Here is a 13,440-nt window from a genome sequence, read left to right as displayed (position 1 = left end):
CGTGCGCGGGCGGCGCGCGGAGACGGCGTGCGCTGGGCGGCACGCGCGCCCGGCGCGTCCCCGGCCCCCACGCCGGCGGACGCGCCGGCGTCTCAGCGGCGGACCACGCCCCCGCAACGGTCAACGACGGCCAGGGTGTTGACCGCCTCGTAGATCGCGGCCCGCAGCCGCTCGGGCTCGGTGGCCCGGGCGACGGCGCCCTCCGGGGGCACCAGCCAGCAGCTTCCCGCCACCGACGGGCGGCCGCCCACCGGGGCGTCGGTGCCCGCCCTGGTGCAGGCGCTGCCCGGCAGGTTCCAGCGCGCAGCGGTGCCGGGTGGCACCAGGAAACCCAGGGTCTCGCCCTCCCGGTCGTGGAGCACGGGGCCCACTCCGTGCCGCAGGCGCAGCAGATCGACGGCTTCCAGTCCTTGCCGCGCCGGGACCGTGACCACGTCGCAGGCCGCCGTGTCGCCGGTGTCCGCCATGGGTCCTCCTCCAGGGTGCTGTCGAGTGCGTTTGTTTAACGGCGGACCACTGTCAACGGCTACGGCTCGGAACCCCTCCTTTGGATGGCAGTTCATGGCAGATCGACGGGCCGGCGGCCGATCCTCCCCGAACGGGCGGTGAACGACCCGCTACAGCCGGTACCTTCCCGGCCATGGCGAGGTCATCATCCACCTCCAGGACGACCACACCCAACGAGGCGTTCCGCTCGCTGCGCGGCGGGCTCTCCCCCGGCGAGTTCGCGGCGGCGGTGCGGCGGGCGGCGCGGGAGATCGGCGAACGGGTCTCCTGCGACGCGCGCTACGTGGGGCGTGTGGAAGCAGGCGAGATCCGATGCCCTAACTACGCCTACGAACGGGTATTTCTTCATATGTTCCCGGGGCGCACCCTGACCGACCTTGGCTTCGAGCCACGACAGACCGTCCGAGGACGCGGCGCGCGCGCCGTCCCCCCACCCCGCGCCGAGCCGATCCCCCCCGACCGCACCCCCCGGGCGTTCGACGGCCCACGGCCGTCCCGGCACGGGCGCGACGCGGCGCCCCCGGGTGAGCACACCCACGACACCGAGGAGGGCGACGTGCTGCGTCGCGCGTTCATGACCGGCGGCCCGGCCGCCATCGCGTCCCTGGCCGCACTGGGCACGGCGCCGCACGCCTCGGCCGCCGACCGGGGGCGCCCCGGCGCCGCCGAGGTGGCCAGGGTCCGCCAGGCCGTGCGCGACATCCGGCTGCTCGACGACCAACACGGGGCGCTGGCGCTGTACCGACCGGCCGGCGAGGCGCTGCGGACCGCCTACGAGCTGCTGGACACCGGCGCGAAGCGGTCGGCGGTGGACGACGAACTGCACTCCAACACGGGCGAGTTGGCGATCTCGGTCGGCTGGCTGGCGCACGACTCGCGGCGCTGGGTCGAGGCCCGCTCCTACTACGCCGAGGCGCTGGCCACCGCCCGGGTCGGCGGCGACCCCGCCCTGGAGGCGCACGCGTTCTGCAACACCGCCTTCCTCGCCAGGGACACGGGGCGCCCGAGGGAGGCGGTGCGCGCCGCCCAGGCCGGCGCGCGCGCCGCGCGGCAGGTGGGTTCCGAGCGCCTGCGCTCCCTGTTGGCGCTGCGCGAGGCGGCCGGTTGGGCGGGCATGGGCGACCGGGGCGGCACCGAGCAGTCCATCGCGCGGGCCCAACGGGCGTACGAACGGGGCGACCCGCCGGAGAGCCCCGAGTGGATGACCTTCTTCGGGGACGGCGAGTTCGCCAGCCTGGAGGGGCAGTGCTGGGCGTTGCTCGGCGACTGGCGGCGCGCCGCCGAGTGCGCCAGGAGCGCGGTGGAGGCGGCCAGGCGCGACCCGCACTTCGCCCGCAACATCGCGCTCTACTCGGCGGAGTTGGCCGGCTGCCTGGCCAGGTCGGGCCGCCCCGAGGAGGCCGCCGCCGTGGGCAACCAGACGCTGGACCTGATGGACCAGGTGCGCTCCACCCGGATCACCGAGTTGCTCGCCGACACCGCGACCCGCCTCCATCCGGCCCGCAGGGACGCGGCGGTGGCCGCGTTCCTGGAACGGCAGCGCTCCGGCCCCGTGTGACCGTCCCGTCGCGCGCCGCCGCCACGCGCCGGCCTCCTCGCCACGCGCCGGCGCGCATCTCCCCGCGCACGCCGGCGCGTTGACCGCCCACGCCCCGAGGAGCGCACGCCCCGGCGTCCCTCAGGCGGAGTCGGGCAGGTGCGCGGTGTCGTTCCACCGCTCCAGCGCCGGCTCGCCATAGGCCCAGGAGAGCACCGAGAGCGCGGCGGCCTCCAGCTTCAGCCGGGCCGCGAAGTCGACCTCCTGGCCCAGCCAACGGGCCGCCACCGCGCGCAGGATGTGCCCGTGGGCGAAGACCACGGTGTCCCGGTCGGCGGCGCGCGCCCAGGCCACGACCTCGTCGGCCCGCTCGGCCAGCCGGGCCATGCTCTCGCCGTCCCGCACCCCGTCGCGCCAGATCACCCAGTCCCCGCCGCGCTGTTCGGCGATCTCCTCGGTGGTCAGGCCCTCCTCGCGCCCGTAGTCCCACTCCAGCAGCGCGTCCCACGGCGTGGCCCGGTCGCCGAAGCCGGCCAGCGCGCAGGTCTCGGAGGCCCGGGAGAGCGGGCTGGTGCGGACCTCGGCGCCCGGCAGGTCGTTCCAGGGGGCGCGCCGCAGCCGTTCCCCCAACACCCTGGCCTGCTCGCGCCCCTCGTCCAGGAGCGGGACATCCGTCAGCCCGGTGTGCCGTCCCGACACCGACCAGGCCGTTCGTCCGTGTCGGACCAACAGGATGCGCCCAGGCATGGAGTTCCTCTCGTGACATGACCGATGGTGACCGGTGCGACCGCCGGTGCGATCACTCGCGTCTCGAACGTCACACATCATTCCTCACGCAACCGCGGGGGGCGCCCCGGGCGTCTCATCGAGAGCGGTCCGTCTTACGGTGGACTGACGTACGCCTGACCAACAGCCAAAAACGAGATGATCCGGAGTTCGCGCCGATGCCCAAACAGCGGCCACGCTGGTGGACCGAGCTGCTGCTGATCCTGGTGGCCTACGGGGCCTACTCGGGCGCGAGGCTGCTGGCCAGGGGTGATGTCACCACGGCCGTGGACAACGGGCTGAGCATCCTGCGGCTGGAGCGCGCGCTGTGGCTGCACGCGGAGGAGCCGCTCAACGAACTCTTCACCCAGGAGCCCTGGCTCGGGGTGCCGTCCTCGTTCGCTTACGCGTCGCTGCACTACGTGGTCACCCCCATCGTCCTGGTCTGGCTCTTCCACTGTCGCCCGAGCCGCTACCGGCTGATGCGCACCTGGCTGCTGACCTCGACGATGCTGGGCCTGATCGGTTTCACGCTGATGCCGACCAGCCCGCCCCGGCTGCTGCCCGGCGGGCACGGCTTCGTGGACAGCCTCGCCCAGTACAGCGGTTGGGGCTGGTGGGCCGACGACGCCAGCGCGCCCAGCGGGATGGGCGACTTCACCAACCAGTACGCCGCGATGCCGAGCCTCCATGTGGGCTGGTCGGTGTGGTGCGGGGTCGCGTTGTGGCACTACGGGGGGCGTTCGCTGTGGGTGCGCGCCGCCGCCGTCCTCTATCCGCTGATCACGGTGATCGTGGTGATGGGCACCGCCAACCACTACTTCCTGGACGCGCTCGCCGGGACGACCGTGATGGTCGTCGGGCTGCTGCTGGCCAGGCCGCTGCTGTTGCTGTCGGGGCGGCTGCGGAGCCCTTTCGGCTGGGACGAGAAGCGGGAGGCCGCCCCGGACTACCGGACGCTCCCCACCATCGACGACCAGGACCGGCGCCCGCGCCGGCGTGAGATGGACGACAGCGCCGGCGCGAGCGCCCCCGCCACGCCCTCGCGCGTCCCCAGGGCGCGGCACAATGGAACGTCGACCGCACAGGAAAGCCAGATGACTCCGCCGTCCTGACCAGGAGGCTGATCCCCGCATGTCCGACTCCGGCCAGGGCCGCGAACCCTCCGGCACACCGCCCCAGTTCCGCCGCCCGGCCGCGCTCTTCTTCGAGCCGCCCGCCGGCCCCTCCGACGAGGAGCACTTCTTCTCGCTGGAGTCGATCAGCGAGCCGCGCGAGCTGCTGGACCGGGCCACCGAGCTGGCCACGGCCTTCCAGAACGCCGCCGACCGCTCCGTCGAGTACCAGGCGATGGCCGCCGCCCAGCTGGCCGACACCGCCCGGTTCGACTCCCTCACCCCGGCCGCCGTCGCCGACCGGGCGGGGTGGACCGAGGACTATGCCGTCAAGATGATCGAGTTCGGCCGCGAGCTGCTGCGGCGCCGGACGTGAGACGCGTCCCACCCGGGCCGGGGCCGTCGGCGCACCGCTCCGGCGGCGGCGCCGTGGGCTGGGCAAACGCCCCGCTGGCCCCCCGTGAATCCGATTTTTGCTTCACCGGTTCGGGGTGCTAGTGTCTACGACGTCAGCAGGCGCCGCTAGCTCAGTTGGTTAGAGCAGCTGACTCTTAATCAGCGGGTCCGGGGTTCGAGTCCCTGGCGGCGCACCTGATGAAGGGCCTCCGGTCGAGAGACCGGGGGCCCTTTCCCATGGGCGCCGTGGCCGTCTCCCGCCGCGCCCCTACTCCTTGTCCACCCTGATGTGCCAGCCGCCGCTGGCCGTCCGTTCGCCGACCTCGACGCGCACCCCGTTGGCCGCGTCGACATAGCTCTCGCCGGTCTCCAGCGGGGCGTCGGCCAGCCGAGGGTGGACCGAGGTGCCATGGCAGGCCTCCGTCTCGGGGTGGCCGTCGATCACCTCCACCGGGCCCTCGGCGGACGGCACGTCGCTGCGCACCCGGTAGAGCAGCACGCCCCTGGTGCACAGGTCACGGTCGTTGCCGATCGGGGTGCGCGCCTCGGCGACGAGCGCCTCGGCCGGGCCGGTGCGCACCACGGCGAGCCGGGTGTCGGCGGTCGGGTTCCGCTCGTCGAGGGGGGCGCCGAGCGGTTCGAGGGTGTGCAGGCTGGTGCCGGCGGAGCGGACGCAGGCGATGTGCTCGGCGTCCAGCCAGCCCATCTTCCACTTGTGCCAGCCGAAGAGGTCGGGTGCGAGGCCGAACTGGCTGCCCATCAGGTCCCAGTCCCCGACGTGGGTGTCCCAGTCGCCCGTGCCCTCGGTCGGCCGGTTGTAGAGGTCGGGCAGGTCGAAGACGTGCCCCGTCTCGTGGGCCAGCACGTTGCGGTCGGGGCGGCGGTGTTCGAAGACGGTCACCAGGCGGCGGATCTCGGCCTCCCCGACGGTGATCGGGGAGTTGAAGTTGACGACCTTGGTCGCGTCGGAGTCCACGCCGGGGGCGTCGGGGTCGGCGACCAGATACACCACGTCGAACGCCGCCAGGTCGGTCCTGGGGGCGATGACCGAGAGCGCGTCGTGCAGGTAGTCGGCCCGCAGCTCGGCCGGCCAGTCCCGCTGTATGCCGTAGTCGACGGAGTCGGCCGGCATCTCCAGCCACTCCCCCACGATCTCCGTCTCCAGGGTGAGCCGGCCGTAGGAGGAACGGTCGAAGTACTCGGCGGTGGCCGGGAAGTAGTCCTCGGCGATGCGCTCGGGGCTCAGCTCCGGCTCAGCGTCGGGGAAGGAGAGGAAGAGCATCACCGCGTCGAGGGTGCCCACCGGGCGCGGGTAGTCGTCGTTCCAGCTGTCGAGGCCCTCGGAGTGGTGGACGGTCGAACGGGGCAGGCCGCAGGGCTCGTCGGCGAGCGCGCCGGTGCCGGGAGCCGAGGTCATGGTGGTGGCGAGCAACGCGGCGAGCGCGGTCAGGACGGCCGCTGGGCGGCGATGGTCACGGCGCACTGCGACCTCCCGTCGAGCCGTTGGATACGCCGAGTCCACCTTGTTTGTTTTTGCCGGCTTACGCCCTGTTTCGCTAGCCCGGTCAGGTAACGCGTCGGCGATTACCCTGCGTAGACATCAGTCCCGAACGATCGCGGGGGAAAAGCGCCCGAGCAGAAACGATCAAGTGGTCGAAAGCATGTCTGAGAGGCGTCCGGAGCATGACCGGAAGCTGGATGAGAATTGACTGGAGCCCATCAAAAACGTGCCCTCGGGGAATCGGGACAGGCCCACGGGGCACTGGCTCAGCCCGCGCCCGAACCTCTATGATCGGCACATTTCCAGCGTGGATACGCCAGGCGGGCAGCCGGGGAGTGCCCGACGGCACCATCCGCGGGCGCCCCATCCCCTCCCGGAGCAGTCGGTGAACGGACCCTTCAAAGGACCGGGCGAGAACCCCGGAGGCGGCCTCGCCGCGACTCCCCACGCCCTCACGGAGAGTGATGTTCTCCGGGACTACCAGGCCGCGTTCCACATCGCCGCGCTGCCCATGGCCCTGGTCGGCAGATCGGGGCAGATCATCTCGGCCAACCCCGCGCTGGGCTCCCTCCTCGGCGTCCCCTCCGAGGAGTTGACCGGCCGCTCGGCGGACGCGATCGCCGGCATCGGCATCGACGACCGGACCCAGGGCTCCTACCACGCGGTGCTCGCCGGCCAGCGCGAGCTGCTGCGCTGCGTCCGCCGGCTCAAGCACACGGACGGGCACACGCTCTGGGCCGACATCACCGTCGCGCCCACCGGCGGGGCGCGCACGGTCGCGCTGCTGACGGTCGCCGACATCAGCGAGCGCAGGGAGCTGAAGGAACGCCTGCGCCACATCCAGATGCACGACCCCGTGACGCGGCTGCCCAACCGCACCCTCTTCTTCGAGCGGCTCACCAACGCGCTCGCCGACTCGGCCACCGGCCGGATCGGGCTGTGCTACCTGGGCCTCGACGGCTTCAAGGCGGTCAACGACACCCTCGGGCACCGGGTCGGCGACCAGCTGTTGGGCGCGGCGGCCAAGCGGCTCACCGAGTGCGCCACCGGGGCCGGCGGCCATCTGGTGGCCCGGCTCGGCGGGGACGAGTTCGCGGTGCTGGTGGAGAGTTCCACCAGCACCGAGCAGTTGACCGTGCTGGCCGGAGCGATGCTGGCGGCGCTCCAGCACCCGTTCGACCTGGCCGGCCAGCGGCTGGCGGTTTCGGCCAGCATCGGGGTGGTGGAGCGAGAATGCGCCACCACGACGCCCACCGATCTGATGCAGGCCGCCGACACCACGCTGTACTGGGCGAAGGCCGACGGCAAGGCCCGCTGGACGCTCTTCGACCCGGAGCGCAACGCCCACCGGATGACCCGGCAGTCGCTCTCCTCCACCCTGCGCCACGCGGTGGAGCGCGGGGAGTTCACGCTGGAGTACCAGCCGATCGTGGGGCTCGCCGACGACATCGTGCGCGGCGCCGAGGCGCTGGTGCGCTGGCGGCACCCACAGTTCGGGATGCTGGGTCCCGACCGGTTCATCGGCCTGGCCGAGGAGAACGGCGCCATCGTGCCGCTGGGCCGCTGGGTGCTGAACGAGGCCTGCCGACAGGCCCGCCGCTGGCAGCTGGAGCACCCGGGGCCGCCGCTCTTCGTCTCGGTGAACGTGGCCGTCCGTCAGGTCTGGGACTCCGACCTGGTCAACGACGTGGCCTGCGCGCTGCGCGAGTCGGGGCTGCCGTCGGGGCTGTTGCAGCTGGAGCTGACGGAGTCGGACGTGATGGGCTCGGCCGGCCGGCCGCTCCAGGCGCTCCAGGCGCTCTCCGACATGGGGGTGCGGATCGCCATCGACGACTTCGGCACCGGCTACTCCAACCTGGCCTATCTGAGTCGACTTCCGGTGCGTGCGCTGAAGTTGGACGGCACCTTCGTGCGCGGCTTCCGCACCGCGCGCCACCTCAACCCGGCCGACGAGACCATCGTGACCTCCCTGGTGCAGCTCGCCCACAAGCTGGGGCTCACGGTGACGGCGGAGTGCGTCGAGGGCCCGGCGCAGGCGGAGCGGCTGCGCCGCATCGGCTGTGACACGGGCCAGGGCTGGCACTACGCCAGGCCGCTGCCGCCGGACCACCTGGCGGCGATGCTGGCGGGCCGTTGACCCCACGCCCTCGACAGGAGTGACGGGACGTCAGCGGAGCGCTCCCCGTGCCCCAACCCCTGTACGGCGCCCGGCGATGGCGGAATACTGCCCATCTATGACGATCATGGCTGAAACCATCACCCCGGAGAGACTTGACGCCCTGCTGGCGGAGGACTCCCACCCGGTTCTCCATCGGGCGCTGTGGCAGCTGCTCTGGGAGACCGACATCCGCGTGCTCGACCTGCTCTCCCTCGACGTGGCCGAGGTGGACCGGGCCGGTGGGCGGATCGCGCGGGCCGGCGCGCCGTTCCCCGTCGCGCTCAGCGAGCGGGCGCTCGACCTGCTCGCCCCGCTGATCGCCGACCGCGCGGCGGGCCCGCTCTTCGGCACCGGCAACGAACGCCTGCGGGCGTTGAGTTGGGAGGAGGCCGTGCGCGGGGCGCGGGAGCACGGCGTGGCGATCCACGCCTTCCGCACCGCCGGCAAGCGCCACCGCTCGCGCGCCGGGGCGCCCGAGGCGGGCGCCGGCGAACCCGCCGTCGAACCGGCCGGCGAACCCGCCTGAGGAGCCGGGAGGTGCCCCGGTTCAGACGCCGTCCGCCGAGAAGAGTGTGCCGAGCGCCGGGCAGACCGCCCGGTGGCCCAGCAGGCGCAGCCCCTCCCAGACGGTGACCTGGTTGGCGGTCAACACCGGCTTGCCCAGCGCCTCCTCCACCTCGGCGACCCAGGCGGCGGTGTGCAGCGCCGTGTCCGGCAGCAGCACCGCATCGGCCTGTGGATCGTCCCCCGCCTCCGCCAGCCGCAGCACCTCGTCCCGGCCCCAGGTGCCGACCTCGGCCGCCGTGATGATGCCGCTGCCACGCGTCGCGACGACCTCGATCTCCGCGGCCTTCAGGAAGTCGGCGAAGAGCCCGGCCACATCGTCCGGGTAGGTCGCCGCCACCGCCACCCGGCTCACGCCCAGCGCCGCGACCGCGCGGGCGAAGGCGAACGACGTCGAGGACGCCGGCAGCCCGGCCGCCGCCGAGAGCCGGCGGACCTGCTCCAGGGCGCCCTCGTGGCCGAAGACGAAGCTGGCCGATGTGCACGCCCAGACGACCGCGTCCACGGCCGTCCCCTTCCCCCCGGTCGCTCCGTCCGAGGCGGTCAACTCGCCCAGCACGGCGGTGATTCGGTCGACCGAGCCCATCTCGAGGAGCGCCTCGACCCGGTGCGCGTCCGTGCCGATGTCGGTGTGGACCAGCGGCAGCCGCACCCCGGCGCCCACCTCGTTGAGCATGGCCTCAAGGCGCGGATAGTCGTCCTCGGCCGAGTACCCGGGGTACAGAAAGCCAACCGTCGCGACCATCGGTCACCTCACCTCTCGTCGTCGGGGAACGCGTCGGGCGGGCCGTCGCCGAACGGGTCGGGGTAGCCCTCCTGGTAGCCCTGCGGCGGCTCGACCGCCTCGGCCAACGCCGGCTCGGGCAGCGGCGGCTCCGGCAGCCCGTCCCCGACGGCGGGCGGCAGCGGGAGCGGGGCCATCGAGGCCGGGCCGCTGCGCGCCGCCGAGTCCAGCAGCGCCTGGTAGGGGCCGACCGCCGCCTTGCCGATCTGCCGCAGCGCCGCCCACATGGTGACCTGGTTGGCCGAGATCACCGGCATCCGCAACTCGGCCTCCAGCTGCGGGATCACGTCGTAGGTCGGGAGGTTGGTGCAGCTGATGAAGAGCGCGTCGGGCGCCCCGCGCGCCGCCTCGCGCGCCATGTCCACCACGTCCCGGTAGCCGACCCGCCAGATCTCCCTGGTCAGCCCGAGATAGCTGCGGCCGGAGACCTGGACGCCGGCCTCCCGCAGGTAGTCCTCCAGGGCGTCGGTGACCGATCTGGTGTAGGGCGTCACCACCGCGACCCGTTCCGCGCCCAGCTCGCGCAGCGCGGACAACAGCGCTCCCGAGGTGGTGAACGACGGGACCTCCCCGGCCTGGGTCATGGCGGCGGTCATCGCCCGTTCCCCGGCGAGGCCGCCGACGAAGCTGCCCGAGGTGCAGGCGTAGGCCACGGCCTCGGGAGAGACGGCGATCAGCGCCCGCACCGCCTCGCGAAGCGTCTCGTGCTCGCTGACCAGCCGCGCGAGGTCGAGGCTGACCTCGACGGGGACGAACGGGGTGCGGGTCAGATGGAGCGAGACATCGTCCGGGACCCAGCGCCACAGTTCGCGGTCGAGGGCGAAATCAAAGGGTGCGACGACTCCGACACCGCGCTGCGGTTGCGGCCCGCCCAAAAAGGAGACATCCATGTCGGGACCCCGATTCACAACGGAGGGGCGGCTTGGGGGAGGGGGAAACCCCGGCCGGGATACTGGCTTTCGCTAGATGCCTTCATTGACGAAGGTAGTTCCGGTTCCTAGCGTGGTCAATCCTCGCCATACCAATCAAACAGCCATTCGTTTCGGAACGGTTTCTCCCTCATGACCGCACCTCGTGTCCTTGTTCTGGACGACGATCCGCCACCCCGCCTCGACCGGCTCGCCGGCCGGGCCGACGTGCTCCACAGCGACGCGAACTCGCTGGCCAAACGGCTGCCTGAGGCCGATGTCCTGCTCGTCTGGGACTTTCTCTCCGACGCCGTACGCCATGCCTGGCCGGGCGCCGGGGCACGACCGGTCTGGGTGCACACCGCCAGCGCCGGAGTGGACCGGCTGCTCTTTCCCGAACTGCTCGAATCCGACGCGGTGATCACCAACGCGCGCGGCGTCTTCGACCGCCCGATCGCCGAATATGTGGCCGGGCTCGTGTTGGCTCTGGCAAAGGATTTTCGGGGAACCTGGGCCGCCCAGTCCCAGCGCCGTTGGCTGCACCGGGAGACGGCAAAGGTCTACGGGAGCAACGCCCTGGTCGTCGGCTCGGGACCGATCGGCCGCCGGATCGGCGCCCTGCTCCAAACCCTGGGGGTCACCGTCGAGTTGGTGGGTCGCCGGGCCAGGGAGCGGGACCCCGCCTTCGGCCGGGTCCACTCCGCCGACTCACTCCCCGAACTCCTTCCCGAAGCCGACTGGGTGATCTGCGCGGCGCCGTTGACCCCGCAGACGGCCGGGATGTTCGACGCGGCGACGCTGGCGCTGATGCGGCCGACGGCGCGGCTGATCAACATCGGCCGGGGCGCGCACGTGGTCGTGGACGACCTCGCCGAGGCGCTGCGCGCCGGCCGCATCGCCGGGGCGGCGCTGGACGTGCTGCCCGACGAGCCGCTGGGCCCGGACAGCCCGCTGTGGGACGTGCCCAACCTGCTGATCTCGCCCCATATGAGCGGCGACACCTTCGGCTGGCGCGACGACCTCGCCGAGCAGTTCCTGGACAACTTCGATCGCTGGCACGCCGGTCGCCCCCTGTTCAACGTCGTGGACAAGCGGCTGGGCTATGTCCCAGGGGAGGAAACATGACGGATCTGGCCACGTTGACCGCCGCCGAGTTGGGTGCCGCGTTCGCGGCCGGCGACGCCTCGCCCAGCGAGGCGACCGCCGCCGTGCTGGAGCGCGCCGAGGCGGTGCACGCGGCGGTGAACGCGTTCACGCTGATCGACCACGAGGGCGCAGCCGAGCAGGCGAGGGCGGCGACCGAACGGTGGCGGCGGGGCGCGCCGTTGAGCCCGCTGGACGGGGTGCCGGCGACGGTCAAGGACATCCTGTTGCAGCGCGGCCACCCGACGCGGCGCGGCTCGGCCGCCGTGCCGGCCGGGGACCGGTGGGAGGAGGACGCGCCCTCGGTCGCGCGGCTGCGGGAGGCGGGGGCGGTGCTGGTGGGCAAGACGACCACGCCGGAGTTCGGCTGGAAGGGCGTCACGGACTCGCCGTTGCACGGCGCGACGGGCAACCCGTACGCGCCCGAGCGCACCTCCGGCGGGTCGAGCGGGGGCAGCGCGGCCGCCGTGGCGTTGGGCGCGGGGCCGCTGAGCCTGGGGACGGACGGCGGCGGATCGGTCCGTATCCCGGCCGCGTTCTGCGGGATCTTCGCGCTCAAGCCGACCTACGGGCGGGTGCCGCTCTACCCGGCGAGCGCCTTCGGCACGCTCGCCCATGTCGGGCCGATGACCAGGGACGCGCGGGACGCGGCGCTGCTGCTGGACGTCATCAGCGGCCCTGACGCCCGCGACTGGTCCCAACTGGCCCCCGCCACCAGCAGTTTCGCCGGCACCCTGGTCGGCGGCGCGGACCGGGTGCGGGGCCTGCGGGTCGCCTACTCGCCCAGGATGCGGGAGGTCGCGGTGCGGCCCGAGGTGGCGGACGCGGTCGGGCGGGCCGTGGCGCGGCTGGCGGAGCTGGGCGCCGAGGTGGAGGAGGCGGACCCGCCGTTGCCCTCGTTCGACGAGATGCGCGAGGCGTTCCATGTGCTGTGGTTCAGCGGCGCGGCGCGGGTCACCGAGTTCTTCGACGAGGAGCAGGTGGCGGCGCTCGACCCGGGGCTCGCGGAGATCCGCGCCCGGGGCGCGCGCTACAGCGCGCTGGACTATCTGGCCGCCGTGGACGTGCGGATGGGGATGGGCCGGGCGATGGGCGGCTTCCACGAACGGTACGACCTGCTGGTGACGCCGACGCTGCCGATCACCGCGTTCGCCAAGGGAGTTGAGGTGCCGGAGGGATCGGGGCAGCGGCGGTGGACGGAGTGGACGCCGTTCACCTATCCGTTCAACCTGACCCAGCAGCCCGCCGCCTCGCTGCCCGTGGGGCGGGACGCGGCGGGGCTGCCGATCGGGCTGCAACTGGTCGGGCCGCGCCACGGCGACGCGACGGTGCTGCGCGCGGCGCACGCGCTCTACGCGGCGGGGGTCGCGGGGGTGCCGGAACCGCCGCTGCCGCCGTCGCCGCCTTCGGCGTCCGGCGCCTAGGCGCGACGGAAGCTGAGCGTCTCGCCCAACGCGCCGGCGCGCCACAGGTCCTGGCAGGCGTCGGCCATCCGGTCCAGGCCGTCCACGACGGCGCCCCAGACGATGCCGGGCACCCAGCCGGCGTCACCGTTGATCAGCAGGTTGTTGCGCTCGTAGAACAGCGCGAGGTCGACGACGGTGGTGCGGCCCTGGTGCTTGGCGTCGTTCTCGTAGCCGTAGGAGCTGGTGCCCAACTGGGTGTCGGTGAACGTGAAGTAGCACAGGTCGCCGGGGATGGGGGTGATGGTCGGGTTCTCCAGCGGCGGCTCCTGGGGGGCGAACGGCGGGAGCAGGGCGTAGATCTCGTTGCGCGCGTACTTGGCGTGGTAGACGTCCCCGCCGAGCGGCAGCGCGTTCCACACCGCGTCACAGGTGATCGGCGCCCGGTCGTCGAGCAGCCTGGCGGTACAGCTGACGCCTCGTTTGTCCAGCGAGACGGTGATGAAGCGCTCGGTGGCCCCGCCGGACGTCGGCTGGCTGGTCGGCTCGCTCGCCCCGGGTGCGTTCTCGGACATCGCGGCTGCCTCCTTGGTCGTGCACGGCACTGTCCGGGCATGGTCGCACGCCGTGCCCACCGGAGAGGTTTCCCCGAGAACGCG

The 13,440-nt window shown here is 72.9% G+C and carries 13 protein-coding genes and 1 tRNA gene; 8 read left to right on the top strand and 6 right to left on the bottom strand.

Going from position 1 to position 13,440, the window contains the following annotated elements; genetic code table 11:
- Positions 1–92 precede the first annotated feature (92 nt).
- A complete protein-coding gene (locus EBN88_RS08820; RefSeq protein WP_122183243.1) occupies positions 93–467 on the bottom strand; it encodes a hypothetical protein in 375 nt (124 codons plus the stop codon).
- Between the two features lie 173 nt (positions 468–640).
- On the opposite strand from EBN88_RS08820, the gene EBN88_RS08815 reads away from it, so the two are divergent.
- Entirely contained in the window at positions 641–2,065 is a 1,425-nt protein-coding gene (locus EBN88_RS08815; protein ID WP_122183242.1) for a hypothetical protein, read from the top strand.
- Positions 2,066–2,185: 120 nt separating this feature from the next.
- Here the strand turns inward: EBN88_RS08815 and EBN88_RS08810 are convergent, their stop codons facing one another.
- A complete protein-coding gene (locus tag EBN88_RS08810) occupies positions 2,186–2,791 on the bottom strand; it encodes a histidine phosphatase family protein (protein ID WP_122183241.1) in 606 nt (201 codons plus the stop codon).
- A gap of 197 nt (positions 2,792–2,988) precedes the next feature.
- On the opposite strand from EBN88_RS08810, the gene EBN88_RS08805 reads away from it, so the two are divergent.
- The 3 genes from EBN88_RS08805 (at position 2,989) to EBN88_RS08795 (ending at position 4,514) form a co-directional block, all read left to right on the top strand.
- A complete protein-coding gene (locus EBN88_RS08805) occupies positions 2,989–3,924 on the top strand; it encodes a phosphatase PAP2 family protein (RefSeq protein WP_122183240.1) in 936 nt (311 codons plus the stop codon).
- A 19-nt stretch (positions 3,925–3,943) separates the two neighbouring features.
- A complete protein-coding gene (locus EBN88_RS08800; protein ID WP_122183239.1) occupies positions 3,944–4,300 on the top strand; it encodes a hypothetical protein in 357 nt (118 codons plus the stop codon).
- 140 nt (positions 4,301–4,440) lie between these two features.
- A tRNA-Lys gene (locus EBN88_RS08795) sits at positions 4,441–4,514 on the top strand.
- Between the two features lie 74 nt (positions 4,515–4,588).
- Here the strand turns inward: EBN88_RS08795 and EBN88_RS08790 are convergent.
- A complete protein-coding gene (locus EBN88_RS08790) occupies positions 4,589–5,803 on the bottom strand; it encodes a M6 family metalloprotease domain-containing protein (protein WP_233580545.1) in 1,215 nt (404 codons plus the stop codon).
- Between the two features lie 403 nt (positions 5,804–6,206).
- Here EBN88_RS08790 and EBN88_RS08785 point away from each other — a divergent pair, with 403 nt between their 5' ends.
- A complete protein-coding gene (locus tag EBN88_RS08785; RefSeq protein ID WP_122183238.1) occupies positions 6,207–7,958 on the top strand; it encodes a putative bifunctional diguanylate cyclase/phosphodiesterase in 1,752 nt (583 codons plus the stop codon).
- A gap of 106 nt (positions 7,959–8,064) precedes the next feature.
- Entirely contained in the window at positions 8,065–8,505 is a 441-nt protein-coding gene (locus EBN88_RS08780) for a site-specific integrase (protein ID WP_147472686.1), read from the top strand.
- A gap of 21 nt (positions 8,506–8,526) precedes the next feature.
- Here EBN88_RS08780 and EBN88_RS08775 read toward each other — a convergent pair whose 3' ends face one another.
- Positions 8,527–9,288 carry a maleate cis-trans isomerase family protein gene (locus tag EBN88_RS08775; protein WP_122183236.1) on the bottom strand — a complete coding sequence of 254 codons (762 nt, stop codon included), beginning with the start codon at positions 9,286–9,288 and terminating at the stop codon, positions 8,527–8,529.
- A gap of 8 nt (positions 9,289–9,296) precedes the next feature.
- The gene (locus tag EBN88_RS08770) at positions 9,297–10,217 is read right to left on the bottom strand and encodes a maleate cis-trans isomerase family protein (RefSeq protein WP_122183235.1); all 921 of its coding nucleotides are present in this window, start codon (positions 10,215–10,217) and stop codon (positions 9,297–9,299) included.
- Between the two features lie 171 nt (positions 10,218–10,388).
- Between EBN88_RS08770 and EBN88_RS08765 the strand changes: the two genes are divergently transcribed.
- Positions 10,389–11,360: a D-2-hydroxyacid dehydrogenase gene (locus EBN88_RS08765; protein WP_122183234.1), complete on the top strand. Its 972-nt coding sequence runs from the start codon at positions 10,389–10,391 to the stop codon at positions 11,358–11,360.
- The gene (locus EBN88_RS08760) at positions 11,357–12,802 is read left to right on the top strand and encodes an amidase (RefSeq protein ID WP_122183233.1); all 1,446 of its coding nucleotides are present in this window, start codon (positions 11,357–11,359) and stop codon (positions 12,800–12,802) included. Before EBN88_RS08765 ends, EBN88_RS08760 begins: the two co-directional genes overlap by 4 nt.
- Here EBN88_RS08760 and EBN88_RS08755 read toward each other — a convergent pair.
- The gene (locus EBN88_RS08755; protein WP_233580544.1) at positions 12,799–13,356 is read right to left on the bottom strand and encodes a DUF3830 family protein; all 558 of its coding nucleotides are present in this window, start codon (positions 13,354–13,356) and stop codon (positions 12,799–12,801) included. The genes EBN88_RS08760 and EBN88_RS08755 overlap by 4 nt on opposite strands.
- Between the last annotated feature and the right edge of the window lie 84 nt (positions 13,357–13,440).

The sequence above is a fragment of the Streptomyces triticirhizae genome (assembly GCF_003696235.1).
Taxonomy (GTDB): Bacteria; Actinomycetota; Actinomycetes; order Streptomycetales; family Streptomycetaceae; genus Streptomyces; species Streptomyces triticirhizae.
The sequence above is the reverse complement of the archived record's forward strand: the minus strand, read 5'-3'. Positions and strand labels throughout refer to the sequence as shown.

What these genes read in the sequence shown, in the direction of transcription:
- EBN88_RS08770 (WP_122183235.1), bottom strand. Translation starts at nt 10,217, where the DNA reads ATGGATGTCTCCTTTTTGGGCGGGCCGCAACCGCAGCGCGGTGTCGGA.
- EBN88_RS08780 (WP_147472686.1), top strand. Translation starts at nt 8,065, where the DNA reads ATGGCTGAAACCATCACCCCGGAGAGACTTGACGCCCTGCTGGCGGAG.
- EBN88_RS08820 (WP_122183243.1), bottom strand. Translation starts at nt 467, where the DNA reads ATGGCGGACACCGGCGACACGGCGGCCTGCGACGTGGTCACGGTCCCG.
- EBN88_RS08760 (WP_122183233.1), top strand. Translation starts at nt 11,357, where the DNA reads ATGACGGATCTGGCCACGTTGACCGCCGCCGAGTTGGGTGCCGCGTTC.
- EBN88_RS08805 (WP_122183240.1), top strand. Translation starts at nt 2,989, where the DNA reads ATGCCCAAACAGCGGCCACGCTGGTGGACCGAGCTGCTGCTGATCCTG.
- EBN88_RS08755 (WP_233580544.1), bottom strand. Translation starts at nt 13,356, where the DNA reads ATGTCCGAGAACGCACCCGGGGCGAGCGAGCCGACCAGCCAGCCGACG.
- EBN88_RS08775 (WP_122183236.1), bottom strand. Translation starts at nt 9,288, where the DNA reads ATGGTCGCGACGGTTGGCTTTCTGTACCCCGGGTACTCGGCCGAGGAC.
- EBN88_RS08810 (WP_122183241.1), bottom strand. Translation starts at nt 2,791, where the DNA reads ATGCCTGGGCGCATCCTGTTGGTCCGACACGGACGAACGGCCTGGTCG.
- EBN88_RS08800 (WP_122183239.1), top strand. Translation starts at nt 3,944, where the DNA reads ATGTCCGACTCCGGCCAGGGCCGCGAACCCTCCGGCACACCGCCCCAG.
- EBN88_RS08765 (WP_122183234.1), top strand. Translation starts at nt 10,389, where the DNA reads ATGACCGCACCTCGTGTCCTTGTTCTGGACGACGATCCGCCACCCCGC.
- EBN88_RS08815 (WP_122183242.1), top strand. Translation starts at nt 641, where the DNA reads ATGGCGAGGTCATCATCCACCTCCAGGACGACCACACCCAACGAGGCG.